Below are 24,179 nucleotides of genomic sequence, written 5' to 3'. Positions count from 1 at the left end.
ATTAGTTAAGTAAGGCCTTGTTTGTTCTTTTAGTTCTATCCCCCCAAAGTCGTCATCCTGAGCGAAGTGGAGTTGAATGTAGGTTTGGAAGGTTTGCCGCGAAGGATATCAAAGGTTGACCTGGCAGGTAGTGCAAACCTTGAGATCCCTCGTGTTCAATGGTTTTGCCCCTGGCTTATTGGTACGCACTCGGGATGAAGACGGAGGCGAGTGTATTAGTTAAGTAAGGCCTTGTTTGTTCTTTTAGTTCTATCCCCCCAAAGTCGTCATCCTGAGCGAAGTGGGGTTGAATGCAGGTTTGGGGGTTTTGTCGCGAAGGATATCAAAGGTTGACCTGGCAAGTAGCTTAACCTTTGAGATCCCTCGTGTTCAATGATATTGCCCCGGGCTATTTGGCACGCACTCGGGAAGACGACTAATAAGGAAAAAGTGTGAATGGTATTTGGAAGTCAAAGTGAAAGAATTGCTGGGGAAAACGGCATAGCCCCAATTCACACCCTCCGCCTCCCATTCGGTCGGCACCTCCCTCAAGGGAGGTCTCCCTGAATATTGAACAGAGGAATATTCAATCACTAATGCAGAAGTGATCAACACACTTCGATATTCAGTGTTCTACTGTTCAATATTCGATATTCTGCAGTCTCCCCTTGAGGGGAGATCAATACAAGCAGCAGTTCCTGCTTGTATTGCGAGGGGTGTGGTCGCCAGGGGCTCTTTTGCTCTCACTACTTCAGCCACTTCAAAAATCGATCATTCACCGATGGCGGATCGCAAATCATCAAACAAAAAAAATCCCTCACACGAAAGATCATGTGAGGGATAAGTGCAAGTAGTGAAGACCTTAGTCCTCGTGTTTAGTTTACTTGTTCATTAATTTACGAAAGTCTTCCAAAGTACCGCGAACGGCTTTGGCTGACTCATCCAGAAGTTGCTGTTCTTTTTCGTTTAATTCAACTTCAATTACTTCTTTCACACCGCCGGTGCCAAGCTTTACGGGCACGCCAATGTAAAGGTCATCAATTCCATACTCACCATCGATGTGCGCGCAAACCGGGAAAATTCGGTTTTGGTCGAGCAGGATGGCTTCTACCATCTGAGCTGCTGCAGCACCGGGAGCATACCAGGCTGAGGTTCCCATCAACCCTACGATCTCGCCGCCGCCTTTCTTGGCGCGCTCAACGATCTCGTCCAATCGCTCTTCTTTGATGAAGTGGGTGATAGGCATTCCTGAAAGGGTTGTGAATCGTGGAAGCGGAACCATGGTGTCACCATGTCCACCCATCAAAAGGGCTTGAATGTCTTTTGGAGATACGTCCAGTTCGCTTGCGATGAAAGCACGGAAACGTGCGGTATCAAGAATACCGGCCATCCCCATTACTTTGTTATGCGGAAGTCCGCTTGCCTCTTGTGCTACCTGAACCATCACATCCAACGGGTTTGAAACCACGATGATGATCGTGTCAGGGGAATGTTTGGCGAGATCCTTACTTACGGAACTCACAATGTTAGCATTGATCTCAAGCAGGTCATCACGACTCATGCCCGGGCGACGTGGAACACCGGCAGTGATCACGCAAACGTCAGATCCTGCGGTATCAGCATAATCAACGGTTCCGTTGATGCGGGTGTCAAAGAGATGGATAGGGGCAGATTCCCACTGATCCAAACCGCGTCCTTTAGATGGATAGAACGTCTTGTCTCCATCTTTCTTTTCAATATCTACGGCTACGATCTCTTTGCAAATATCGCGTTGTGCAAGTGCGTCAACTACGGTTGAGCCAACGTTACCTCCGGCTCCAACAACTGTTACTTTCATTTTAGGATGATTTTTAATTAAGATTACTTGTTATAAAATTTTTCCCGAATTATCCCTCAAAAATAAGAATTTTAGATGTTGATATTTGTAATTAATGAAGGATTGTTTTTGGCGGTGAAATAAGGTAAGTGGCGTAGCCCCAATCCACACCCTCCGCCTCCCATTCGGTCGGCACCTCCCTCAAGGGAGGACTCCCTGAATATTGAACAGAGGAATATTCAATCACGAATGCAGAAGTGATCAACACACTTCGATATTCAGTGTTCTACTGTTCAATATTCGATATTCTGCAGTCTCCCCTTGAGGGGAGCTCAATCAATTCAGTTGTTCCTGAATTGATTGCGAGGGGTGTGGTCGCCAAAGGCTCTTCCATCTTCACTAACCCCCCACAAAAACCTACTTCCTTCTCCTATCCATTCCCCACATCAATTTATTACGCAGGGTCTCAAAATAGTCTTGACCCGGCAGGTGAATGAGGTCGAAGGTTAGCTCTGATTTCAGGATCTCTACTTCGAAAGGGAAGCTTTGTATCTCATGAGCCTGTCCGTCATAGGAAAACAGGACTTCATTCTCTTGCTTATCAATGATCACCTTAAGCGGGTTGGCCGAATTTAATACCAGGGGCCGGGTTGTCAAGGTGTGCGGGTTGATGGGGGTGACCAAAAACACTTCTGTGCCCGGAGCCACAATAGGACCTCCGGATGCCAAACTGTAAGCCGTGGATCCCGTTGGCGAAGCCACGATCAGTCCATCCGCCCAATAGGTGTTGATCAGGCTTCCGTCATATTCAGCCGTTACATTTACCATAGAGATAGAATCTTTTCGGGTAAAGAGAAACTCATTGAGCGCATGGAATTCCTGTCCATCCGGCGTAGTGGCTTTAAGGAATGAGCGTTTATCTAAGGTGAAATTATTATCGAGCAGACACTCCAATGCGTACTCAAGATCTTCGATCTGAGTATTGGCCATAAAGCCAAGCCGGCCACTGTTGATGCCCAGAATGGGTTTTCCCAGGTTTTTGGCAATTCGAGCCGTATATAAAATGGTTCCGTCTCCACCCATCACAAGAACAATATCACAAGCTTTTATAGAGTCTTCGTCGGAGGAGGTCTTCTGTATATATTCGCTGTTATTTAGCCCGGTTTCTTCGCAGATCCGGGAGTGGATGAAAAGAGAGATCTCCTTTCGCTCGGCCCATTCGATCGTTTTCTGCAGGACTTCCCGGACTTCATATTTCTGAGGATTTGCGATGATCCCGAGTTTCATCAATTGCTCCGGTTTAGTTTCAATTCAGAAAGATCTATGTTCCAGGGCTGGTGGTTGATCCTGATACCTGAAACATCGGTATGACTGAGAATATAAAGCGGGCTCTCCCAGCTTAAAAATAGTTCAGTTCCCGGATAGCGAAGTGTGGCGAACGTGGTTTTATCGGACATTGCATAAGAGGCGCTCATCGAAAAACTAGTACCGGTTTGGCTGAACTGAGGAGCAATTGTATTCAATAAGAACTGATAAAATGGATGCTTGGTTTGGGTAACGATAAACTGAGACCCGTTGGAAGGGTTGGCTGATGTCGGGGCCTCCACACTATCAACAGAAATGGATCCCAGTGCCGGGGTGTTCAATAAAGTCCTGCGGTTCAGCAATGGAATGGCTTCATTAAGCTGATCTGCCTGTCCTGAGTTTTGATTGAAGTACAGTGAGTAATCCGATGTGGCGCCGCTTCTGCTCAGTGAATAATCCTGATAATAACTTTGTAACAGCCTCCCTGTTGAGTCGGCTACGGTCAATATGCTTGATGGGCTTAACTCAATCAGCGCATGCAGGTCCATTCTGGCAAAATTCTGAAACAGATCCCGTTCATTCAGTCCGGAAATAATATCTAATCGGTCTATATCCGGTTGGTCTCCGGTATAGTTTTCATTGACAGTAAGAAGGTGGGCCTGCTTCTCTTTTTGGATAAACCGAAAGGCTCCGGTTCCTACAGCCTGTTGTATGGGCTTGGTCTGTGATCGAACGCTTTCCTTCGGATATACTGAAGTCATCGGATGTGCAAGACGGTTCAAAAGATCACCGGCAGGGCTGTTCATGATAAATACAACCGTAGAGTCATTACGTGCCCTGATGCCTTCAATGGTAGAATAGACTCTTCGGTCAGCATCTTTGATGAAGGTTTGCTCGGAGTGATAGGCGGAAAAACCGAGAATATCCTCAAAATGATCTGCTGCAAAATCAGGGACGTTGTTGTTTGCCATCCGGTCAAAGATGAATTTGATATCGGAAGCTACAACTCTGCGGCCGGTGTTACTTTCAAAGAATGGAGAGTCGTGGAAAGTGGTGGTTGCGTTCAGGTGAAAAACAAACTGAGTGGAGTCTTCATTAACGGTCCAGCTTTTGGCTAGGCCGGGTGCGGGTTCTCCATTTTCATCTAAGCTTATCAGTGTTTCATAAATAAGATGGATGGCTCTCCATTCACTGCTCGATTCTGCAAAAAGCGGATCGAGTGAGTTAATGCTTGCTGGCTCCCCAATTTTGATCTGAGTGAATTCATCGTCATCGGATTCAGTTTCACTGACAGCAGAGTCAGGAGCAGTAAAAAGTTCGGAAGTATCGGGTCTCACCGTAACTGTTTCAGGTCCTTTTCCACAGGATGTAATCAGCAGGAACGGGAGTACATATAGAAACAGCTTTTTCATCAGATTATGCCTTTATGTTTATATAATTGAAGATATCAACGGCGGAAATCATTCCATATTAGAACTTAAAACCTTAATTTTTACTCCCTTTCAGCCCTTTGATCCCTTTGATGGCTTTTTCACTTAACAGATTGGTTTCATAACTACGCACGCGTCCGTTATTTTCACGATGTTTTTTCAATCCGATCTCGATAAGTTCAGTCAGCAGCTTATCAAAACGCAGATCTGATTTCTCCCACAGATAAAAGGAAAAGGACCCCGGGATGGTATTGATCTCATTGAAATAGACTTCCTTACTATTGGCATTCACAAGGAAATCGAGCCGGGCCAAACCGGAAGCATCCAGGGTCGAAAAGGTCTTGGTTGCCAGGGACTGGATCTTCCGTGTCAGTTCATCCGAAATATCGGCAGGAATAATACGGTCGGCCGAAGCCATGCCTTTGTCACCACCACCGCCGCTTTGATATTTGTCCTCAAAAGAAAGGGTTTCTGTTTTGCCCAAAGGTTTTTCACAGACGCTGGGTTTGCAGTCTTCCGGAGTACCGATCACGGAGCAGTTGATCTCCATCAATGGATTTACGGCTTCTTCGATGAGCAGGTGGGCATCGTAACGGAACGCCGTTTCAACGGCATTCACTAATTCCTCCCGGTCATTGGCTATGGCCACCCCTATACTGCTTCCAAGACTGGCCGGTTTCACGATCAGTGGGTAGTCAAAATCTTCGGCAACGGTGATAATGTCTTCCTGCTCTTGTTCCCAGTCGCTTTCGTAGAAATTCACGGCTTTGGTAACGGGAATGCCATTGGCGGCTGCCACCAGTTTGGCTTTCACTTTGTCCATCCCCAGGGAAGAACCTAAAACGCCGCTTCCCGTGTATGGAATATTCATCATCTCACATACCCCCTGAAAACTCCCGTTTTCACCCTCACTTCCATGAAAAGCGCAAAGTACCGCATAGACCGGGAAGCTTTTGGGTTTAGAAAAAAATCCGGAATTTTCTTGCTCTTTTAGCAGTGTCCGGCCGGTTTCATCTTTAACGAAAGCGCAGGAAACAGCGTCATTTTCGAGCTGGTTGATCTCTTTATAATTACTGAGATCCAACAGTTTTCCCCCGGTCAGCCACCGGCCCGATTTGGTGACATACAATGGGATGCAGTTATAGGAGCTTTCCTCTAAGGCTGAGATAGCCTGAATGGCGGTTAATACTGATACTTCATGTTCAGGAGATACGCCACCGAAGGCAACAATAAGATTTTTTTGGGACATAGTGCTTATGTAAGATTATAGCCGAAAATAGGATTGTTTGGGGATAATTGTTAATGAAGAAAAATCATTTTCGAATGATCAATTTTCGATTTTTGACTTGAGAATTAAAAAAAGTGTAAGGAATCTTCTTTTCATCACTCTAACTAATAAATCAAAATTAAAATGGGGTAGAATGAAGAGTAACGAATTAGAGGAAAGATTGATTGATTTTGCAGTACAGATCATAGAGTTAATGAATGAGATACCTAAATCTAAGGCAGGGAAACATCTTTCAGGACAACTGCTAAGGTCGGGTACATCACCGGCTTTGAATTATGGAGAAGCGCAAAGCGCAGAATCCATGAAAGATTTTATTCACAAGTTACAATTAGTATTAAAAGAGCTAAGAGAATCGTTTGTTAATTTAAGAATCCTTTACAAGGCAAAACTATATAAAAATAAGTCAACCTTAATTTTTGCATTGAAAGAGAATAATGAATTGATAGCCATTATGGTGCGGAGTATTCAGACCTCACAAAAGAACCTAAGAAGTTAAAACAGAGAAACTTCTAAAATAACTAATCAAAAATCGATCATACGCATATCTTGTTTCTTCAGAACTCAGAATATCCTGATTCCTGAATTCTGATTACTGACTTCTTTATCCTGATATTTGTTAAAACTTGTGCTTGTTCCTCATTTTGATATTTTCAATATTCACTGTTCTGTTCAAACCCCAAAATTATTGCATGCATGAATAAAGTTATTACATCCTTAAATCAATTAGATTTCAGTATTTCAGATCTTGAGCCGATGCCGGCGCCGGAGAAGGTACTATTGGTGAAGCCAACCTATTTTTCGGTTGAGTATGTCATCAACCCGCATATGGAGGGGAATATAGGGGATGTAGATAAGCTCGCTGCTCAAAATGAATGGGAGCACCTTAAAGGGGCCTATGAAGAGCTTGGTTTATATGTGCATGTTGAGCCCGGCCAGCGCGGATTCCCCGACATGGTTTTTTGTGCAAACCAAAGCTTGCCGAATATCACCAAAGATGGAAAAAAGGAAGTGATCATGAGTGTGATGCATTCTGATCAGCGTAAGGGGGAAGTTCCGTTTATCCAGAAGGTGTACGAGGACAGCAGTTACGATATAGTTCATCTTGATCACTCCAGGTTCACAGATTTTGAGGGAATGGGGGATGCGCTCTGGCATTTCAAAAAGCGACTTATATGGGGTGGATATGGCTACCGTTCCTCAAAGGAAGTGTATGATGTGATCTCGGATATCTTTGATACCCCGGTCATTGCTCTTGAACTTATTGACGACCGGTTCTATCACCTTGATACTTGTCTTTGTATCCTCGATTCCGATACTGCAATGATCTACCCCAAAGCGTTTACCGATGAAGGATTGGAGTTGATCCGTGCGCTTTTTAAAAATGTGATCGAAGCGTCAAAATATGAGGCGGAGAAATTGTTTGCCTGTAATGCTACCTGTCCGGATGGAAAGAATGTTTTTATTCAGCAAGGCTGTGTGGATGTAAATCATAAACTGAAAGAACTGGGTTTTAAAGTCCACGAATTCAGCACCTATGAATTCCTGAAAAGCGGCGGTTCGGTATTTTGTATGAAGATGTTGTTGTGGTAAATATAGTGTTACAGTGCGACGGTGTTACGGTTTCAGGTGTTTTTAAAATGTTTGATGAGGGAAAGAGTCATTTTTTGGCACCTCAAAGCATCCTCTCTAAGTGATTCAGCATTTTCCTGCGAGATATATCCTAAATCTTCAGCCACATAAAGTAAACTTTGGACCTCGGCTGCAGAGCTTTGCGCGAAATCAAAAAATCGAACAGAATCTTTTCGATGAAATCTGGAAAAACCTTCAGCAATGTTGGTCATTATGGAAACGGAAGCCCTTCTGACTTGATCTCTAAGCCCATAATCTTTACTAAATGCTCCTTGGCTGCTGATTTTGTAATTTTTCTTTACCAATATTCTGGCTTCTTTCCAGCAATTCAAATCTTGAAATCGTGTGATTTTAGTCATAGTACATTTAATAGTTAGGATCTATATACTTAGAGCGATCTCAAAACAATTCCTTACAAAAAAATTTTAATTTAGGTCTTAAAGAACCGTAACACCGTCGCACTATAACACCTTAACACCCCTCTTCATGCAAGTAGCTAAAGCCTCGATCTCCGGAATCATCCTCCTTACCTTAATATTCGCCCTCAACACCAAATTTGGAGCCGTTCCGCCGCTGGGGAAGTTTTTTGATCCGGATGCCGGGTTCTGGGCAAATGCTGAAACTTCGACTCCGGAATCACAGGAGCTTAACATCCCCGGATTACAGGATGAAGTTCGTGTCTATTTTGACGAACGAAATGTGCCTCATATCTATGCCGAAAATGAACATGATCTATTCATGGCTCAGGGGTATATCGTAGCGCGTGACCGACTTTTTCAGATGGAGATGCAAACCTATGATGCAGCAGGAAGGCTTGCTGAGGTTGTGGGGCCTGCATTGATCAATCGAGACCTAAATACCCGCAGATTAGGAATGGTATATGGAGCGGAAAAAGCGTTTGAGGAGATCCGCAAAGACCCGGAAATGCTAGCTGCGGTACAGGCCTATGCTGATGGCGTGAATGCCTGGATCGATCAGCTTTCACCGGCGGAATATCCATTGGAGTATAAGGTCCTGAATTTTACTCCGGAAAAATGGCACGCCGCCAAGACGGCATATCTGCTAAAGAACATGACCCGCATGCTGGCCGGTCGCCATAATGATGTGCGAACCAGCAATACCATCCAATATTTTGGGGAAGATTTTGTAGAAAAATATTTTACACAAAAACCGGAACTCAACGACCCGATCATACCGCCTTCACGCGAATGGGATTTTGAAGCAAATGTTCCTGAGAAACCCGATTCGCTTTTTGTTCCGAGTGTCTCAAAAGTGATCGACCCCTTTCCGCATCAAGAGGGAATAGGGAGTAACAACTGGGTGGTGAGTGGTGATAAGACGGCCTCAGGGTATCCTATTCTGGCTAACGACCCTCACCTTGGCCTGACGCTCCCATCCATCTGGTATGAGATGCAGCTCTCTGCTCCGGGCTATAATTCCTATGGCGTTACCCTGCAGGGTTCACCGGCCATCATCATTGGTTTCAATGAACAAACAGCCTGGGGGACTACCAATGTGGGTTCCGATGTGATGGATTGGTATGAAATTCAATTCCGTGATGAGACCAAACAGCAATACTGGCACGATGGACAGTGGAAGCCAACCACGAGTAGGATAGAAGAAGTGAAAGTGCGGGGTGGAGAAACAGTGTTGGATACCGTGATATATACGCATCATGGCCCTGTCTTTGAAGTCGATCCGGCTGTTGGTGAGGGCGAACCGGTGTACCATGCCTTAAAATGGATCGCGCATGAACCTTCCAATGATCTCAGGACATTTTACCAGTTTAATAAAATGGCTAATTATGAGGATTATGAGGAAGCAGTAAGCCATTATACAGCCCCTGCTCAGAATTTTGTTTTTGCTGATACTGCCGGAGATATTGGATTATGGGTATCAGGAAAACTCCCAAGAAAATGGGAATTTCAGGGGCGTACGGTGAGTGACGGAACTGACCCGCGATATGATTGGCAGGGATGGATCCCATCCGAACAAAACCCTCACATAAAAAACCCGGAGCGGGGATTTGTGAGTTCAGCAAATCAGGAATCAGCTGCTCCCGATTACCCCTATTATCTGGATGATGATTTCGCCCCTTATGAACGCGGGCGAAGAATAAATGACCTGTTGACTGAAATGGAAGACATCACTCCACAGGATATGCAGCGTATGCAGATGGATAATTTTGCCTATAACGCGTCCACCATCATACCGGAAATGATAGCATGGACAAATTCTGATGAGTTATCCGACAAAGAAATGGAAGTATTGGACATGATGCGTGACTGGGATTTTATGATGGAGGCAGAACTCATACAACCTACGGTATATTTGACCTGGAGAAACCGGTTCTACCGGGCAGTTTTTGATGACGAGTATAACGCCACGGATGCCAGCCTTCGCTATCCTTCCCGCGATATTTTTGTGGAGGTGATCAAAGAAGACCCGGAGATGACCTTTATGGATGACATCAATACTCCGGAAATAGAATCGGTGGAAGATATCGTAACGAGAACCTTTAAAGAGGTTGTTACAAGCCTGGTTGACTATTATGGAGAGGATCTCGAGAATTGGAAGTGGGGGTATGACATTGATAACGACCTGAATCATATTGCAAATATTCCCGGTTTCGGAGCTCAAAATTTATTCAGCAGCGGTGCTGCTGAGGCAGTCAATGCCGTACGTGGTACACACGGCCCTTCATGGAGGATGGTAGTTGAATTGGGCCCGGAAGTGAAAGGCTGGGGCGTTTACCCCGGTGGGCAGTCCGGCAATCCCGGTTCTCCAAATTATGACGATATGGTGGAGGATTGGCGTACCGGTGAGTTATTTGGGCTGAACTTTTTACGGGAAGAGCCGGAAGAATATGAATATATACTTAAGCTAAGCGGGAGCGAAGGATGACTCAGGACAACATCCGCAGCGTTAGAAATTATATTCGTATCAGCCTTTTACTGCTGATACTTCCGCTTCTGTACCTGTTGCTCTGGATGTCTATTCAGGGAAGTGAATCGATGACCTATTTTGAGCAGGTGCAGCAGTTGATGAGTTATTTTCCGGAATCCATGCGAAATCCATTTGGCATCACGCTTACATTCTTTGGGCTGAGTACAGCTTCAGCTGTATTTGGTTTTTATGGGTACCTGAAAAGTGAAGCCGGATATTCTGGGGTGATGAGCTTAGTGATCTTTACCGTGGCGGCACTTCTGGCGTTTTGGTTCATTATTAGTTTGGTATGAAGTGAGGCTGCAAATTTTGTATCCCAATGCTGTCATCATGAGCACCAATAGCACCCCCCGCCTCCCATTCGGTCGGCACCTCCCTCAAGGGAGGACTTTCCAAGGCTATTTTAAGTAACGTATTTGTCAATAAGAGATAGCTTGAATTTCGAAAACGAAAAATCTCCCCTTGAGGGGAGAGGTAAAATTAGTTCACTGATTTTACCGAGGGGTGCCGGAACCACAGATTATATTCATTTAACCACCACTAAAACCTAACTTTCTCTCTCTCGCTTCATTCCCAGATATTTATCAAGTGCTAATAGCGTGGGGGAAGAAATTAAAATGATGAGCAAAGTAGCAGCATGAGCAATAGTGGCATAAGCGAGTCCCGTAGCTTCCGGGACGGCATAGAAAATGAAAAGAGCTTTGGTAATGAAAAGGTGATAGGTCCCAATTCCTCCCGGTGTGGGGATGGCAATACCGACTGCACTCACTACGGTTAACACGGTGGCTTCTGTAAAGCCAAGCCCGAATTCACCCTGCATATCAAACATAAAAAAGCCGATGTAGGTCATGCTGATGTAAAAGATCCAGATCAACAGGGAATGGAAAATGAATAGTGGCCAGTTTTTAAGTTCCCGGATGGCAAGTACGCCATCCACAAAAGTGCGAATGATCTTCTGGATCTTGTGAACGAAGTCGGCGGCTTTCCCTTCCGTTTGCTCGCCCGCTTTCCTGAATAGCCAATATAGAATTCCGAGTACTGCCAGGGCGATAGCGCCATACTTCACTAAAGAAAAGATGAGGTTAAGCTGTGTATCGGGATCAGTAATGTCGACACCAAAAAGCCGGGAAAGAACCTGTGGATCTGCGATCAGAAAAACGACCACGAAAGCCATTAGCAAAAGCATTCCAATTACATCTATAATTCGCTCCAAAACAATAGTACCGATGATCTTGCTGCTGCTTTCATCCACTTGTTTGGCTACATAAACCGGACGGGCCACTTCACCCACTCTGGGAAGGGGAATATTAACGAGATACCCAAACATCACTCCGGTAAACAAAGTGGTTTTTGCAGGTACTTTCTCTTTATTGGTGAAGAGCATCTCCCAGCGTAGAGCCCGGATATAATGAGCGCCGAGGGTAACAAGGGCAAAGGGTAGTATCCATAACCATGACATGCCACGTGTTGATTCAACGACTTCAGAAAACTCGACTTCTTTAAAGGCCAGCCAAAGGAAGAGGACTCCCAGTAAGATACTCCCGATCACTTTTAATAATTTCTTTCCCTGCATATTAATCAATATCTCATATCAATGATTTCGGCATCATCCGGATAGGAAAGTTCAAATAACCCCGTCTCAGATTGTTGAAAAGTACCGTTCGTGAAGGTTGTAACGATCTCATTATCTGAAATGTCCCAGGCTTTAATTTCCAATGGGCGAAGTTGGGCATCAAGCAGTATCTCGACTCTAACAAAGACTGCAAAATCATCATTAGAAGTAAGGGTAACTCTCGTTCGCCCACTGATCTTTTCTTCTGAAACGGAATAGGTGGAATCAATACCGCTGAGCATCCGGGATGGAGCAAAGTCATCGTCTTCGGGGTAGTAGGTATCTATGATAACCCGATTCCGGTTGGGGTCATACACCCGGGAATTTTCACCATCCACCACCACGGTTTGACCTTCACTTTCCAGTTTATAGCGGACCTTATCGATCCAGATGCTGCCTGAGCTGCTTACTACTTCTTCGGTGTAGGAATCCGTGTAGGTGTGATCAAATTCAGCAGAAAAAACCTCCCCGGTATCAAAGCGTTCTTTAAGCTGATCAAAGTTCGGAGTCTGAGCAAAAAGACCGGCACTTGAGATCAGAATTAAGACAAGAAGTGACAATAATCCCTTTGCAAACCTTCCGAACCCACGGTTCGGAACAAACTGAGTTCTGAATTCTGCGTTCTGACTCCTTTTAATCATACTCATCCAGGTTATCCAAAAGTTCCTGAAGTTCATCTTCGTCCTGAATAAGCACGTCGCGTGCGGTACTGCCTTGATATGGTCCAACAATGCCTGCATTAAATAATTGATCTATGATTCTGCCGGCGCGGTTATAGCCGATCTTGAGTTTGCGCTGCAACAATGAGACTGAGCCCTGCTGATGAAGGATCACCAGTTTGGCGGCTGCCTCAAAGTATTCATCTATATCCTCTAACGGATCGGGGATCTCTGAAGTATCATCTTTTATGATAGGCAGATGGAAAGGTTCCTTATACCCTGCCTGTTGACCAATAAAGGAGTTTATCTTCTCAACTTCTTCAGTTGAAACGAATGCATTTTGGATTCGGATCATACCGGTTCCGTTGTTGAACAACATATCTCCCATCCCGATCAATTGATCGGCACCACCCTGATCTAAAATAGTTCTTGAATCCACTTTTGAAGCTACCTGGTAGGCAATTCGGGCAGGGAAGTTGGCTTTGATAGTACCGGTAATTACGTTTACGGATGGTCGCTGTGTAGCTACCACAAGGTGAATTCCGATGGCCCGGGCGAGTTGTGCAAGTCGGGCGATAGGTTCTTCGATCTGCTTTCCGGCTGTCATCATCAGGTCAGCAAGCTCATCGATGATCACCACGATGTAGGGCAGGTGTCGGTGACCTAATTCCTCATCCAGTTCACCGGTTTTATATTTTTCGTTGTAGGATTTGATGTCACGAACCATGGCCATTTTAAGCAGGTCATAGCGCTCATCCATCTCCTTACACAAACTCTCAAGTGTATCCTGTGCCTTGGAAGTATCGGTGATGATCGGCTCGTCAGAATCGGGCAGCATCGCCAAAAAGTGATTCTGAATATTGCGATATAGTGAAAGCTCGATCTTCTTGGGATCTATCATCACGAATTTCAGATTATCCGGATGGCATTTGTATAGCAAACAAGTAATAATAGTATTGATACCCACCGATTTACCTGAACCTGTTGCACCTGCAATAAGCAAGTGAGGCATCTTGGTCAGGTCGATCATGAACACTTCATTTTCGATGGTCTTACCAAATGCGACCGGAAGAACAAAATCGGTTTCCACAAATTTCTTGGTGTTGAGCACCTGCTTGATATATACTGTTTCGCGTGTCGTATTTGGTACTTCAATTCCTACTGCTGATTTCCCTGGAATAGGTGAGATCATCCTCAATCCTTTGGATGCAGTAGCCATTTTAAGGTCATTCGAATAGCTCTCGATCTTGGAGATCTTGACATCCGGCGCGGGCTCCAGTTCATATAAAGTAACAGTAGGCCCAACAATAGCGTTAATACCCACGATCTCAATTTTGTGTCGCTTCAGCTTGTCGAGGATGATGCGCTTGTTTTCCTTGATCTCTTCAAGGTCCACTTCATTGCCTTCACTGGGGGGAGGGTCCAGCAGATCTACAGTCGGGAATTTGTACTTTATGACCGGGACTTCCTTCGCTTTTTCTTTATTCAGCTTGTCGAGGTCTTTTTCATCTGCCTGCTCGTCTCCTTTACCAACATAGACGGAAACTTCGATATCGTCTTCCTCGTCATCGATCTCCTCTTCTTTTTCAAGGGAAGCTCGCTGGCGGGTATCAAGTGTCTTTACTTCAGACTGTTCCTTTTCCCGTTTTTTCTGATCTTCTTCCTCAGACTTCTCCACCAACTCATCAATGGATGGAGCCGGTTTTACGGGTTCCTTCTCATCCTTAGTTTCTGAGATGGGCTGTTTTTTAAGTTCTTCCTCTTCTTCCTTCTCTGACTTCTTCTGTGCTTTGGCGGCTCTTTTTTCAGCAAGGCGTTTTTCCCGTTCTTTTGCTTTCTCTTCTTTACGAAGCTGGCGAGCAGCACGGCGCTCTTCCATTTTCTCCTGAATATTTTCGATCCACAGCTTAACACTGTCGATAGTTTTCTGAAGATCGCGATCCACAAACATCAGCATGGTTACCAGCATCAGTACAGAAAGAATGATGATAGATCCGATATTCGTGATGTTATATAAAACCTGAGCGATGGCAATTCCGGCAGCTCCGCTCCAGATGGAATCATCAGGAAAGTCTGCGTTGGTAGTCAGCCACCCAATAAAAGTGGAAAGCAGGATCATCCCCCAGATAGAAAGAACGGTGAGCCATCCAAGGTCTTTGAAGTCACGCCGACGAAAAGTATGCCAGCCGTGATAGCCAATGATCAATGCTAAAATGATACTGGTGTATCCGAACAGGCTGTGTACTAAATAATGTGATAAATAGGCTCCAACCGGGCCGAGCCAGTTTTGTACCAGTCGGGAATTTGCATCCGGGTTGAACAGATCTATAAAAGAGATACTGCGGGCATATTGGTAATCTCCGGCATTGTAGGAGAAAATACTCAGCCCTAAAAGAACAGCGATCGACATTATGATGATGCCGATGATCTCTTTTTTGCGGTTAGCGTCTAAACCGGGAGTATTTGTAGATGTATTTAAGTTGTTCTTAGCCATTTAAATTTGTGAGGATTCCGTCCCGCATTCCGGGAAGTACGTCAAATTCATTTACTTTACAACAAAATTCAATATCGCTATTTGGAACCAGCTCAGCCAATCTTTTTGCATGATCACTTTTACTGATGGCTCCTGCTAGATCATCTCCATATTTTTCGAAAAGACCAAATGCTACTTTAGCTCCGTCTTTGGCATTATCGGGGAGGTTTCCTCCTGAAACAGCGTGTAGCAATGAACCCGCAAAAAGAGTGTCTTCAATGGCAAGGCGTCCCTGCCATCCCGAGCATATCAATACGATCTCATCATCGTGTTTCTGCAACGCATTCAAAATAGCCTGCTGATTCAGGAATGAACCCACATATACCTCATTTGCAAGAGAGGCTTTTTTGATTGCCTTTGTTCCGTTGGTAGTATTGAATATCAGTGTTTTACCCTTCACCACTTCCGGTTCATATTCTGCCGGAGAATTACCCAGGTGATATCCCTCGATCTTCGTCCCGTTCTTTTCACCGCACAACAAATAATCTTTCTGATCCATGGTGGTTGCGATCTTCATGGCATCACTCATATCGGCAACAGGGATCACCTTTTTGGCTCCGTTACTAATGGCTGTAGTGATGGATGATGACGCACGAAGTACGTCAATGATAACCGCTGATTTTCCGCGCAGCTCTTCTTCCTGAAAAGCCTGTACGGAAAAGAAAACGTCTATATAGTTAATTTCTGGCATAGTCTCTCTTTTGTTATCTCTTTATGAATGGAGGCCGGGTTACGGTCGCCTTTGCTGTTTTTTTACGAATGGCGATCTGTATCTCTGTTCCTTCAGCTGCTAATTCTTTAGCTACATAACCCATCCCTATACCTTTACCTAAAGTTATGGACATTGTTCCGCTTGTGACTTCCCCAATGGCTTCTCCTGCATCATTTTGGATCTCATAGCCCTGACGTGGAATGTTCCGATCGCCTTCCACTACAAAACCTACAAGCTGTCGTTTAAGTCCTTCTTCTTTTTTCTGCTGCAGGACTTCTTTACCAATAAAATCTCCTTTTTCAAACTTGGTGATCCAGCCAAGCCTGGCTTCCAGTGGATGAGTATCTTTGGTGATGTCGTTGCCATATAGTGCAAACCCCATTTCGAGTCGGAGAGTATCACGAGCACCAAGGCCACAAGGTTCAATACCATATTCTTCACCGGCTTCCATGATGGCATTCCATATTTTTTCAGGATCAACCTGATTCTTATCAAAATACAGTTCAAAGCCCTTTTCTCCGGTGTAGCCTGTAGCTGAAAATACGACGTCATCCATTCCGGCCAGGCTCCCCATCTTAAAGGAATAAAAGCCGATATCACTCAGATCCAAGTCGGTAAGTTTTTGGAGGGTTTCAATGGATTTTGGCCCTTGTACGGCAAGCAGGCAGGTATCGTCGGATCGATCCTTTACTTCCGCGTCAAACGCATTATTGTCTAAGATCCAGTTCAGGTCTTTTTCGATATTGGATGCATTTACCACAGCCATGTAACCGGCATCATTAAAGAGCTTATAGACGATCAGGTCATCCACGATTCCGCCATCCTCATAACACATGCATGTGTATTGCGCTTTACCTTCCGTAAGTTTAGAGGCATCATTAACGGTCACTTTTTGAATAAGGTCCAGTGCCTCCGGTCCGCTGATGTAAAACTCTCCCATGTGCGAGACGTCAAAAATTCCAACGCCCTCACGTACGGCGGCGTGTTCGGTTTTTATTCCTGCATATTGAACCGGCATTTGGAAGCCGGCGAACTCAACCAGCTTGGCTCCGGCTTTTTCGTGGATAGCGTAAAATGAAGTCTTCTTGGACATGAGTGAAATTAAAATCTATGTTAAAGAATAGCGGATAAGAAACAGCACCCGAAATTCCTGTTAATGATCGTGTGAAAGGTAAGGGTTTGTTTGCCAAAAATCGGCTAAACATAGGCATTTATTGGGAATGTTTATTTTAGATAAATGAGTCAGTGATAAAGGGTGTTTAAGTGGATTAATTTAATGGAGGCCTTAGCTACAGGCACCCTCCGCGTATTTCTTAGCAAGCTAAATCTCTGCACCTCCCTCAAGGGAGGATTTATCGGGGTGGAGTTAATTTGAGGATTCCTCATCTATATACATATTGATATTACAATAAATAGTCTCCCCTTGAGGGGAGAGCAATTCAAAAAGCTGTTCCTTTTTGAATTTCGTGGGGTGTGGTTAACAAGGTCTTGCATCCATGAAGATGCTGTAAAAATATTTACTCCCCTCTTTCGTGTTTTCTTGGTAACTGATGAACGCAATATCCGGCATCATCTGTTTTCATATCCAAGGCAAAGAATTCTTATCTTTAGCTCCGAAATTGAAAGTATGACCGTTCATCAACATTAGGTTCAAAATAAATTCATGTCAATTAACAAAGAACAGGTTAAATCAGCACTCAGCCAGATTCTACATCCTTCCGAACAGCGCGATCTTATTTCGCTGGATATGGTTCAGGATGTGATCGTTCAGGATAAATATGTATCATTTACACTCGAGTTTCCTGAGAAGAATGAGGAGCTGGAAAATCAGCTTCGCGAGAAGTGTGAAGAAGCCATTCAGAAATTCATAGACAAGGAAGCCATCGTGGATATTCAGATGGCCGTGAATCTCTCCAAGAGAAAAGAGATGGAGGATTCGAAGCCGGGACAACAACAGGCTCAACAGCAAGAAATTCTGCCCGGAGTAAAGAACATCATTGCCGTGGCATCCGGAAAAGGCGGAGTGGGTAAATCTACCGTAGCCGTAAATATTGCTGCTGCTTTAGCGAAGAAAGGCTACAAAGTTGGACTGATGGATACCGATATCTACGGTCCAAGCATCCCAACTATGTTCAATATCCACGATCGGCCGAATATCACAACTGCAAAGAAATTAGTTCCACACGAGAAATATAGCATCAAGCTGGTTTCCATGGGTTTTCTGGTGGATGTGGATCAGGCTATGGTATGGCGAGGCCCGATGGCCACCAGCGCCATCAAACAATTTATGACGGACGTGGAATGGGGTGAACTCGATTATATGATCATGGACCTTCCTCCCGGAACCGGTGACATTCAGCTTACCATTGTGCAGTCCGTTCCGTTGACCGGGGCTGTGATCGTCTCAACACCTCAAACCGTGGCACTGGATGATGCCCGCAAAGGGGTGGCGATGTTCAAAAAAGTGAACGTACCCGTATTGGGCGTGGTCGAGAATATGGCCTATTTCACTCCACCGGATATGCCGGATAAGAAATATTATATCTTTGGACAGGGCGGAGCTTCACACCTTGCGCAGGAAATGAATGTGCCGGTGTTAGGTGAAGTACCTCTTCAGCAAACCCTCCGCGAAGGTGGCGATTCCGGGAAGCCGATCGTATTGGAAGATACCGAGTCACCGGCTGCAACAGCCCTGATGGAAGTCACCGGAAACATGGAGCAGCAGCTGGCAATTAGGCTGAAAGAGCAATCCCCGACCAAGAAGGTGGATATTAAATTCAGGCCATAAATGGTTTCAAGACAAACGGGTTTTTAAATCGTAATTCGGTTTTTCGTTAATCGGTCTATCGCAAATCAGTATGATTGAAATACGATAGACCGAACGACCCATTTTCGATGGACGATTTATATATTTAAAAATGGACATAATCCACATCCTCGACCTTATCGGTACGTTCGTATTCGCTATTAGCGGTATTCGTGTGGCATCGCGGAATGATATGGATATTTTTGGCGCAACCGTGGTAGGATTTGTGACGGCCATCGGAGGAGGAACGGTTCGGGATCTGTTGCTCAATAATCACCCCATAACCTGGATGGCCGATATAACCTATCCCTTGGTGATATTAGCTGCCGTTCCCTTTACCTTTGTGATGGGCAAAAGACTCAACAACTTCAGTAAAACGCTTTTCATTTTTGATACCATTGGAATTGCCCTATTTACCATTATCGGGATGGAAAAAGCACTTTCATTAGGTCTGAGTCCCTTCATTGCGGGGTTGATGGGAATGATCACAGCCGTGGTTGGTGGAGTAACCCGGGATGTTTTATGTCGTGAGATCCCACTTATTTTCAGGAAGGAAATTTATGCGACGGCATGTTTAGCGGGAGCTGTTATATTTTATGTAGGATTGGAATTCAATCTTCCCAACAACCTGAACTATCTCATCACAACAGCCTTTATCATTACCATTCGGACGGTATCCATAAAAATGAATTGGTCCCTGCCGAAGATGAAGAAGGTGTAAAGTGCTACATCCCAAATCCCAATGACCAATTTTTGGAACTTGGTGCTTGGGATTTGGTACTTAGGAATTAACCTATTCCTTCACCATCTCCTCAAAATGCTCTTCGATATTCTCCGGTGTTTGGGTGAATTTACTGACGATCCAGGTGGCAAACAGCCCAAGGGAAAATCCGGGGATGAGCTCATACATATTATCCTTCAAAACGGGCACAAAATACCAGATGATGGTTACAAAGGTTCCGGTAAGGAGTCCTGCAATTACACCTGATTTAGTGGTTTTCTTCCAGTACAGTGCCATAATGGAAGTCGGGCCGATGGAGGCTCCCAAGCCGGCCCAGGCAAACAGAACCAACCAGAATACGATGTTCTCGGCAACCAAGCCGAAGATCAACGATAAGATCACTAAGAAAACCACTACAATCCGGCTATAAAGAACGAGCTTCTTCTGCGAAAGCTCTTCGTCTTTTTTGATGAGCTTGTCATATACATCTCGGACAACACTGGAGGCAGCAACCAATAACTGTGAATCAGCTGTGGACATAATGGCCGCAAAAATGGAGGCGATCACTACTCCGAATAAAATGGGATGAAGCTGAGTTTGAGCCAAAAGCGGGTACAGGTTTTCGGTATCGGAGCCGGGTAACATTGATACTTCGGGGAAATAAGCCCGACCGACCAGCCCGATCATGACCGCTCCTCCTGCCATCAACACATTCCAGATAGTGCCGACAACGGCTGCGTATTTAAGCTGTTTTGCATCGTCGATGGACATATACCGGGAGAGGATATGGGGATTACCCGGAGAGCCTAATCCAATTCCCACAAATCCTATAAAAGCCCCAAAACCCAGGGCAAATGGATCGATGAATCCGATTTCGTGAAGGGTGAGTTGCTCGGCCATAGCACCCCATCCGCCCAAATTCCAAATAGCGATGATCGGTAAGAAGACCAAAGCGATGATCATGAAAAAAGCCTGGATTGTATCGGTAAGGCTGACCGCCATAAATCCACCTAAAACGGTGTAAAGCAAAATGATGACTGCGGATAATATCACTCCGTTTGTTTGAGTGATCCCGAAGCTGGAAGCAAAGGCTTTTCCTCCGGCCACGAATTGTGAAGAAACATAACCCACCATAAAGATCAGGAAGATGATAACAAGAATAGCGCGAAGACTGCCTGTTTTATCGTCAAAGCGTTCGGCAAAGAAATCGGGGACGGTGATACAGTCATAGGTTTCAGTAAAGGTGCGAAGCCGTTTGGCATAGTACATGAACAGAAACCATTCCACCACAATATAGCCAACGGTAGCCCAAAGCGCGGAAGCTCCCTGGGCATAGGCCATCCCCGTGACGCCAAGCAGCAGCCACGCACTGCGACCTGAAACCACGGCTGACAGGGCTACTACCAGCCGATTCATTTTTCGTCCGCCAATAAAAAATTCGGAAATACCTTCTGAAGAGAAACGGGCTGAGTAAATGCCGATCCCGAACAAAATGATCAGATATCCTATAAATGCGGCCAATACGTAGCCGCTGCCGTCAATTGATATGGTGTTTAATTCATCCATAGTTTAAAATAATGTAGGGGCGTATTGCGATACGCCCCTACGGGATTTTAATAATAATAGGGATACATAAATATCACGGGAAAATACCCATTTGTTCGTACATGATACCGATCTTATTGATGGCACTGATGAATGCCGCAGTACGAAGATCATCCAGATCATGTTCATTCCGGATGTTAACGATCTCTTGATAGGCAGTGATCATGGTTTCTTCGAGGCCCGAATCAACCAGGTCATATTCCTCTGCGCCGTGAGCAAGATCTTCCAGTTCGGCATCAGTAAATTTACGATCTGAAATGTTTTCGATAACACCCAGTATTTTTTTCAAACTGGTTTCGTCAAATCGTTTACCCATGCGGCCGAACCGAACATGCTGAATATTTTTAAGCCACTCAAAATAGGAGACGACCACACCACCTGCATTCAGATATGAATCCGGAAGAATTAGAGCTCCACGATTCTTTAAAATATCATGCCCATCTGCTGTTGTAGGACCGTTAGCAGCCTCAGCGATGATCTTGGCTTTTACTTTATCAGCATTGTCACCGGTGATCTGACTCTCTAAAGCCGCAGGAATAAGAATGTCACATTCAAGAAACAGGGCATCGTCTCTTTCCTTGAGCTCTTTGGAATTTCCAAATCCTATGATGGAACCGTTAACCTTGCGATAGTCCATCAGTTCTTCGAGATCAATACCATTTTCATCATAAATTGAGCCCTCGATCTCAGCAACTCCAATTAACTTAGCTCCGGCTTCGGTCATATACTTTGAGGCATGATACCCTACGTTACCCAGACCCTGTACTACAAAAGTTTTACCTTCAATACCTGTTTCCAACCCGACATTTTTCATGTCTTCTTTGATATTGCAGGCTTCACGTATGCCAAAGTAAACTCCTCGTCCGGTTGCTTCAGTACGTCCACGAATACCACCTTGCTGGATAGGCTTTCCGGTAACACAAGCTTCAGCGTTTAGGTCATCTTTCATTTGGCGGTAGGTATCCAGGATCCAGCCCATTTCTTTGGCGCCGGTTCCATAATCAGGAGCAGGTACATCAATACCCGGTCCGATAAATCCTTTTTTAATGAGCTCATAGGTATAACGGCGGGTAATGCGTTCGAGCTCGGTTTCAGAATAGTCCCTGGTACTGATCTTTACCCCTCCTTTTGCTCCCCCAAAAGGAACGTCAACAATGGCGCATTTATAAGACATTAAAGCGGCTAAAGCCATGGTTTCATCTTCGTCCACTTTATGACTGAATCGAATACCACCTTTGGTTGGAGTTTTATGATGACTGTGCTCAACCCGCCATCCTTCAATAACTTCAATGGTCCCGTCATCTCGTTGTACGGGAAATGTTACATGGTATACGGTGTTACAAATCTTGATCTGGGCAAGTATTCCTTTGTCGAAGCGGGTGTATTTGGCTGCTTTGTCAAAGTTTATATTTACCTGCTCGTAGAATTTATAGGTGGACATATTCCTTTTCTCCTTTCTTATTTAAATCGTGACTGATGGTCGCAATTATCTTACACAGATACAAGGAAAAGCCGTTTTTAAAACGAGGTCGGGAGGGCAATGTGAAGATGGTCGGCCGTGCCAACATGCCGGATGGTTTTTAAACCCATCATACGGAGTGATGTTTGGAGCAGTAAATTTCTGAATTCAGTATGTCCTAAAGTTCTGAGGTCTATGGCATGTACATAGCCGGAGGACTGGGCGAAGTGGAGTGAGCGTTCATTCAGGGGGATTCCCATTGCGGCATAATCTGCGGGAGTTCTTTGGATATCGGTAATTACCAGATCACCATCAGCCAGCGTTGTGGTTGCTATGGCCACCCGCAGGATAGGATGCATGGAGCGGTACACCTGCCGTACTTCATCGTTTTTGGCATTGACAGAGGAGAGGTACATCACTCCGTAAAAGCAAAAGGCAAATACGAGTGTACCAAGTCCGGCAAGGCTGAATTTGAGAAGTAGTCGTTTATTCGAGGTTCTTCTGAAGAGGAAAAGTACATAGAGCAGTAGCAAAAGTACGGTTGCAAAGATTCCACCGCCTAAAGCCAGCCAGCCATTCCACCCAAAAGATACATTGAGGAAAATTGAAGTTCGAATAAGAATGAAAAAAGGTAAGATCCCAAGCCCTGTGATCAGCAGCCCCCAGAATAAAAATTGCAGCCATTTCTTTTTTGTATCAGATGACTCAGGTGTTTGGAGTACATCCGTTTTATTGAGATTGAGCAGCCAGTCTATATCTTTTTGGGAGATCTTATCCATAGCCGATTCAACGAAAAAGAGGGCACAGGGTTACATGCTTCGGTAAGATCGTCGCAGCAAAAATGGAAAGCTCTGCAGAATTACGATTAGTACGATCACGATGGGGATGATCTCGTATGAATTTTGATCAATGGCTTTGCCCAGGTTCATTAAATGATATATGAATAATATACCCGAGGTGAAAAGACTGAATCCGTATGCCCATGCGGTTCTGGTCCATAGGGCAAAAGAAGTGACAAGAGATGTGATTCCGGTAATAAGAGAAGCGGAGAGAACAAGAAAAGGAAGTTCATTATTCTGAAATTCGAAAAGTCCTGTTGTATAATTGCTGGCTTGCATGCCCCCAAAGAGTTTTACTATTTGATATATACCAATCAGTAAAAAAAATAGTTGAAGGAACAGGTGTACTCTTCGGTCTTTTACATTCATTCTGAAATAAAATTAAGGTTTGAGAGGTCTCTCTGTAATACCTAATCCCAAACCCCGGAAAATGTTCCTTGATCACATAAAAAATCTCAAATCAGAGGGCTTCTGTTTCAGAAAAGATGGGATCGTCCTGTCTAAAGACGTTCACGGTAAATAACATTCCAACTGCACCTACAACTGCGTAAAAAGCGGCTCCTGCCAATCCCAAAATATGCACGATGGCAGTTCCGGCCACAGCACCAAGAACGCCAAATGCGAGGCTTGGAAACATGGTAACCCCGCGGTCTTTGGTGATAATTCTACTCAGCCATCCAATAACAAGTCCTATGGTGATATAAGCCAAAATATTCATAAGTGTCATAACAGCCCTCCTTTTGTTAATATATATTAAATTAATGGGATATAAGGCCTTTACGTTCCGAATGGATATACAACTTTGCTAAAATTCATATAGATTCCCCGCCTAATCTTAAC

Annotated in this window: 21 protein-coding genes; 6 read left to right on the top strand and 15 right to left on the bottom strand. The window is 44.7% G+C overall.

What is annotated here, in order from left to right; translation table 11 throughout:
* Positions 1-859: 859 nt before the first annotated feature.
* The 4 genes from mdh to ACFSVN_RS01045 form a co-directional block, all read right to left on the bottom strand.
* Entirely contained in the window at positions 860-1,816 is a 957-nt protein-coding gene (mdh, locus tag ACFSVN_RS01060; protein ID WP_390297295.1) for a malate dehydrogenase, read from the bottom strand.
* 396 nt (positions 1,817-2,212) lie between these two features.
* Positions 2,213-3,082, bottom strand: coding sequence for an NAD(+)/NADH kinase (locus ACFSVN_RS01055; protein WP_390297292.1), 870 nt, complete (start codon positions 3,080-3,082; stop codon positions 2,213-2,215).
* Complete coding sequence (locus tag ACFSVN_RS01050) at positions 3,082-4,512, bottom strand: ABC transporter substrate-binding protein (protein ID WP_390297289.1); 1,431 nt, start codon at positions 4,510-4,512, stop codon at positions 3,082-3,084. The genes ACFSVN_RS01055 and ACFSVN_RS01050 overlap by 1 nt, the downstream gene beginning before the upstream one ends.
* A 73-nt stretch (positions 4,513-4,585) precedes the next feature.
* Positions 4,586-5,779 carry a D-alanine--D-alanine ligase family protein gene (locus tag ACFSVN_RS01045; protein WP_390297287.1) on the bottom strand — a complete coding sequence of 398 codons (1,194 nt, stop codon included), beginning with the start codon at positions 5,777-5,779 and terminating at the stop codon, positions 4,586-4,588.
* A 172-nt stretch (positions 5,780-5,951) separates the two neighbouring features.
* On the opposite strand from ACFSVN_RS01045, the gene ACFSVN_RS01040 reads away from it, so the two are divergent.
* Together ACFSVN_RS01040 and ACFSVN_RS01035 are read left to right on the top strand one after the other, a co-directional pair.
* Positions 5,952-6,314 (top strand): four helix bundle protein, encoded by a 363-nt coding sequence (locus tag ACFSVN_RS01040; RefSeq protein WP_390297284.1) that lies wholly within the window; start codon positions 5,952-5,954, stop codon positions 6,312-6,314.
* 197 nt (positions 6,315-6,511) lie between these two features.
* A complete protein-coding gene (locus ACFSVN_RS01035) occupies positions 6,512-7,408 on the top strand; it encodes a dimethylarginine dimethylaminohydrolase family protein (protein WP_390297281.1) in 897 nt (298 codons plus the stop codon).
* A 32-nt stretch (positions 7,409-7,440) separates the two neighbouring features.
* Here the strand turns inward: ACFSVN_RS01035 and ACFSVN_RS01030 are convergent, their stop codons facing one another.
* A complete protein-coding gene (locus ACFSVN_RS01030) occupies positions 7,441-7,806 on the bottom strand; it encodes a four helix bundle protein (protein WP_390297278.1) in 366 nt (121 codons plus the stop codon).
* 127 nt (positions 7,807-7,933) lie between these two features.
* Here ACFSVN_RS01030 and ACFSVN_RS01025 point away from each other — a divergent pair, with 127 nt between their 5' ends.
* Complete coding sequence (locus ACFSVN_RS01025; RefSeq protein WP_390297275.1) at positions 7,934-10,351, top strand: penicillin acylase family protein; 2,418 nt, start codon at positions 7,934-7,936, stop codon at positions 10,349-10,351.
* Complete coding sequence (locus ACFSVN_RS01020; protein WP_390297272.1) at positions 10,348-10,686, top strand: hypothetical protein; 339 nt, start codon at positions 10,348-10,350, stop codon at positions 10,684-10,686. Before ACFSVN_RS01025 ends, ACFSVN_RS01020 begins: the two co-directional genes overlap by 4 nt.
* Positions 10,687-10,940: 254 nt before the next feature.
* Here ACFSVN_RS01020 and ACFSVN_RS01015 read toward each other — a convergent pair whose 3' ends face one another.
* Genes ACFSVN_RS01015 through gcvT form a run of 5 tightly spaced genes read right to left on the bottom strand, consistent with a single transcriptional unit; the run spans position 10,941 to position 17,002 of the window.
* A complete protein-coding gene (locus ACFSVN_RS01015) occupies positions 10,941-11,966 on the bottom strand; it encodes a lysylphosphatidylglycerol synthase transmembrane domain-containing protein (protein ID WP_390297269.1) in 1,026 nt (341 codons plus the stop codon).
* A 5-nt stretch (positions 11,967-11,971) separates the two neighbouring features.
* Positions 11,972-12,652, bottom strand: coding sequence for a LolA family protein (locus tag ACFSVN_RS01010; protein WP_390297266.1), 681 nt, complete (start codon positions 12,650-12,652; stop codon positions 11,972-11,974).
* Complete coding sequence (locus ACFSVN_RS01005; protein ID WP_390297263.1) at positions 12,639-15,158, bottom strand: FtsK/SpoIIIE family DNA translocase; 2,520 nt, start codon at positions 15,156-15,158, stop codon at positions 12,639-12,641. Before ACFSVN_RS01005 ends, ACFSVN_RS01010 begins: the two co-directional genes overlap by 14 nt.
* Complete coding sequence (locus ACFSVN_RS01000) at positions 15,151-15,888, bottom strand: 2-phosphosulfolactate phosphatase (RefSeq protein ID WP_390297260.1); 738 nt, start codon at positions 15,886-15,888, stop codon at positions 15,151-15,153. The genes ACFSVN_RS01005 and ACFSVN_RS01000 overlap by 8 nt, the downstream gene beginning before the upstream one ends.
* A gap of 13 nt (positions 15,889-15,901) precedes the next feature.
* Entirely contained in the window at positions 15,902-17,002 is a 1,101-nt protein-coding gene (gene gcvT / locus ACFSVN_RS00995; RefSeq protein WP_390297257.1) for a glycine cleavage system aminomethyltransferase GcvT, read from the bottom strand.
* Positions 17,003-17,572: 570 nt separating this feature from the next.
* Here gcvT and ACFSVN_RS00990 point away from each other — a divergent pair.
* Positions 17,573-18,697, top strand: coding sequence for an Mrp/NBP35 family ATP-binding protein (locus tag ACFSVN_RS00990; RefSeq protein ID WP_390297254.1), 1,125 nt, complete (start codon positions 17,573-17,575; stop codon positions 18,695-18,697).
* A 130-nt stretch (positions 18,698-18,827) separates the two neighbouring features.
* Positions 18,828-19,436 carry a trimeric intracellular cation channel family protein gene (locus ACFSVN_RS00985; protein WP_390297251.1) on the top strand — a complete coding sequence of 203 codons (609 nt, stop codon included), beginning with the start codon at positions 18,828-18,830 and terminating at the stop codon, positions 19,434-19,436.
* Between the two features lie 72 nt (positions 19,437-19,508).
* Here the strand turns inward: ACFSVN_RS00985 and ACFSVN_RS00980 are convergent, their stop codons facing one another.
* The 5 genes from ACFSVN_RS00980 to ACFSVN_RS00960 all read right to left on the bottom strand — a co-directional run bounded on the left by ACFSVN_RS00980 (position 19,509) and on the right by ACFSVN_RS00960 (position 24,066).
* Positions 19,509-21,002 carry a sodium/proline symporter gene (locus tag ACFSVN_RS00980; protein ID WP_390297248.1) on the bottom strand — a complete coding sequence of 498 codons (1,494 nt, stop codon included), beginning with the start codon at positions 21,000-21,002 and terminating at the stop codon, positions 19,509-19,511.
* 73 nt (positions 21,003-21,075) lie between these two features.
* Positions 21,076-22,482 (bottom strand): Glu/Leu/Phe/Val family dehydrogenase, encoded by a 1,407-nt coding sequence (locus ACFSVN_RS00975; RefSeq protein ID WP_390297245.1) that lies wholly within the window; start codon positions 22,480-22,482, stop codon positions 21,076-21,078.
* A 77-nt stretch (positions 22,483-22,559) separates the two neighbouring features.
* Entirely contained in the window at positions 22,560-23,279 is a 720-nt protein-coding gene (locus tag ACFSVN_RS00970) for a hypothetical protein (RefSeq protein WP_390297242.1), read from the bottom strand.
* Positions 23,280-23,309: 30 nt separating this feature from the next.
* The gene (locus tag ACFSVN_RS00965) at positions 23,310-23,618 is read right to left on the bottom strand and encodes a hypothetical protein (protein ID WP_390297239.1); all 309 of its coding nucleotides are present in this window, start codon (positions 23,616-23,618) and stop codon (positions 23,310-23,312) included.
* A gap of 181 nt (positions 23,619-23,799) precedes the next feature.
* Positions 23,800-24,066: a GlsB/YeaQ/YmgE family stress response membrane protein gene (locus ACFSVN_RS00960; protein WP_390297236.1), complete on the bottom strand. Its 267-nt coding sequence runs from the start codon at positions 24,064-24,066 to the stop codon at positions 23,800-23,802.
* Positions 24,067-24,179 lie beyond the last annotated feature (113 nt).

The sequence above is a fragment of the Gracilimonas halophila genome, from assembly GCF_042684365.1.
GTDB classification, from domain to species: Bacteria; Bacteroidota; Rhodothermia; order Balneolales; family Balneolaceae; genus Gracilimonas; species Gracilimonas halophila.
Note: the sequence above shows the minus strand (reverse complement) of the source record. Positions and strands in the feature narration are given on the sequence as shown.

Excerpts from the sequence above, each read along its gene's own strand:
- ACFSVN_RS01005 (WP_390297263.1), bottom strand. The coding sequence starts at position 15,158 with ATGGCTAAGAACAACTTAAATACATCTACAAATACTCCCGGTTTAGAC.
- ACFSVN_RS01010 (WP_390297266.1), bottom strand. The coding sequence starts at position 12,652 with ATGAGTATGATTAAAAGGAGTCAGAACGCAGAATTCAGAACTCAGTTT.
- ACFSVN_RS00975 (WP_390297245.1), bottom strand. The coding sequence starts at position 22,482 with ATGTCCACCTATAAATTCTACGAGCAGGTAAATATAAACTTTGACAAA.
- ACFSVN_RS00965 (WP_390297239.1), bottom strand. The coding sequence starts at position 23,618 with ATGCAAGCCAGCAATTATACAACAGGACTTTTCGAATTTCAGAATAAT.
- ACFSVN_RS01055 (WP_390297292.1), bottom strand. The coding sequence starts at position 3,082 with ATGAAACTCGGGATCATCGCAAATCCTCAGAAATATGAAGTCCGGGAA.
- ACFSVN_RS01015 (WP_390297269.1), bottom strand. The coding sequence starts at position 11,966 with ATGCAGGGAAAGAAATTATTAAAAGTGATCGGGAGTATCTTACTGGGA.
- ACFSVN_RS01000 (WP_390297260.1), bottom strand. The coding sequence starts at position 15,888 with ATGCCAGAAATTAACTATATAGACGTTTTCTTTTCCGTACAGGCTTTT.
- ACFSVN_RS00985 (WP_390297251.1), top strand. The coding sequence starts at position 18,828 with ATGGACATAATCCACATCCTCGACCTTATCGGTACGTTCGTATTCGCT.
- ACFSVN_RS01020 (WP_390297272.1), top strand. The coding sequence starts at position 10,348 with ATGACTCAGGACAACATCCGCAGCGTTAGAAATTATATTCGTATCAGC.
- ACFSVN_RS00980 (WP_390297248.1), bottom strand. The coding sequence starts at position 21,002 with ATGGATGAATTAAACACCATATCAATTGACGGCAGCGGCTACGTATTG.
- ACFSVN_RS00970 (WP_390297242.1), bottom strand. The coding sequence starts at position 23,279 with ATGGATAAGATCTCCCAAAAAGATATAGACTGGCTGCTCAATCTCAAT.
- ACFSVN_RS01025 (WP_390297275.1), top strand. The coding sequence starts at position 7,934 with ATGCAAGTAGCTAAAGCCTCGATCTCCGGAATCATCCTCCTTACCTTA.
- ACFSVN_RS00960 (WP_390297236.1), bottom strand. The coding sequence starts at position 24,066 with ATGACACTTATGAATATTTTGGCTTATATCACCATAGGACTTGTTATT.
- ACFSVN_RS01035 (WP_390297281.1), top strand. The coding sequence starts at position 6,512 with ATGAATAAAGTTATTACATCCTTAAATCAATTAGATTTCAGTATTTCA.
- ACFSVN_RS01030 (WP_390297278.1), bottom strand. The coding sequence starts at position 7,806 with ATGACTAAAATCACACGATTTCAAGATTTGAATTGCTGGAAAGAAGCC.
- gcvT (WP_390297257.1), bottom strand. The coding sequence starts at position 17,002 with ATGTCCAAGAAGACTTCATTTTACGCTATCCACGAAAAAGCCGGAGCC.
- ACFSVN_RS01045 (WP_390297287.1), bottom strand. The coding sequence starts at position 5,779 with ATGTCCCAAAAAAATCTTATTGTTGCCTTCGGTGGCGTATCTCCTGAA.
- ACFSVN_RS01040 (WP_390297284.1), top strand. The coding sequence starts at position 5,952 with ATGAAGAGTAACGAATTAGAGGAAAGATTGATTGATTTTGCAGTACAG.
- mdh (WP_390297295.1), bottom strand. The coding sequence starts at position 1,816 with ATGAAAGTAACAGTTGTTGGAGCCGGAGGTAACGTTGGCTCAACCGTA.
- ACFSVN_RS00990 (WP_390297254.1), top strand. The coding sequence starts at position 17,573 with ATGTCAATTAACAAAGAACAGGTTAAATCAGCACTCAGCCAGATTCTA.
- ACFSVN_RS01050 (WP_390297289.1), bottom strand. The coding sequence starts at position 4,512 with ATGAAAAAGCTGTTTCTATATGTACTCCCGTTCCTGCTGATTACATCC.